This window comes from Rhizobacter sp. P3_C12 (genome assembly GCF_056402735.1).
In genome coordinates this window covers 1-1157 of the sequence record NZ_JBFUGW010000606.1, presented here as the reverse complement: position 1 = coordinate 1157, position 1157 = coordinate 1, and the positions used below count along the sequence as shown (strand labels likewise).

At 75.1% G+C, this 1157-nt stretch carries 2 protein-coding genes; both read left to right on the top strand.

The annotated features are described in order from the left end of the window. Positions 1-684 (top strand): hypothetical protein (locus AC1DXV_RS34885; protein ID WP_477938083.1); only part of this gene is annotated, 684 nt, incomplete at its 5' end. Continuing rightward, positions 677-1157, top strand: a 481-nt coding sequence (locus tag AC1DXV_RS34880) for a hypothetical protein (RefSeq protein WP_477938082.1), incomplete at its 3' end; no start/stop codon positions are given. The genes AC1DXV_RS34885 and AC1DXV_RS34880, both read left to right, overlap by 8 nt.

Below are 1157 nucleotides of genomic sequence, written 5' to 3'. Positions count from 1 at the left end.
ACGCTGCTCGGCGCGCCGGGCCTCGGGCGCGCGGTCGACGGCAACGGGCAGCGGCCCGCGATGGGCCAGCGCTTCTACCGCGTCGATGCCGGCGGGCGCCGTCCGCACGCGCTGCACGGGCGGCACGGCCACCGGCATGGCCACGGCCATGCCCGCCGCGCGATGCACCTCGGCCTGCGCTTCGACTGCACGCAGGACCAGATCCGGGCCTGCATCTTCCTCAGCGAAGCCAAGGCGCAGAAGCTCGCGATGCGCCTGCGCCAGTCGACCAACGCCGGTGTGCTGAGCGCCGGCTTCGGGCGGGCGCTGCAGAGCCGCCTGCAGCACATCCTGTCCGGCCCGCCGGGCCGCGGCCTGCGGCTGGTGCATGCCGGCGCCTCGCCGACCACCAGCGCMAGCCTGCAGAACCTGCCGCAGGCGCAGGCCCGGCGCTATGCCGGGGCGCTGCAGAACTGGCTGGTGCAGGGCTTCGCGAGTTTCATCCAGGCGCAGTCGGCGGCCTTCATCGCGGCCACCGAGAACGCGGCCGATGGCGTCACGCTGCGCTTCTCGATCGCCCACCCGCCGGCGCTGAAGGCGGTGTGCGACGCGATGGCCGGCCGCGGCGCCGCGCCGGCCCCGCTCGCACTCGACCCGGCCCCCGCGGTGACGGTCGACGTGGCCCCAGGGCACCGCTGTGGCTGACCTGCAAGCGGCCGCCGCGCTGCAGACGCAGCGCCAGATCGCCCACTGGGTGCTGGCCGCGTCGCGCCTGATGCTGGACGACCTGGCCGGTGAAGCGGCCTGGGGCCGGCTCGAGCAGTACCTCGGGCTGGCGCTGCGCCGCCACCTGCAGGCCAAGGTCGATGCGCTGGCGGCCGATGCGCAGGTGCTGCTGGCGCATGGCCAGGCGGCGCGCAGCCCGGCCGCGCAGGCGCAGGTGCGCCGCCTGCTGCTGGCGTTCCGGCGCCAGTACCTGCGCACCGAGACCACGCTGGATTTCTTCGCCGACGCRATCAACACCCGCACCAACCCGCAGGTGGCGGCGATGCTGCGCGCCTGCGACAGCCTGGCCTACCGCAGCATGTCGCAGGTGCTCGACGAGCTGGGCCACCCGACGCCGGTGGTGCTGACCTACCTCGACAGCGGCGCCGGCGCCGCGATCATGAAGGCCGGCC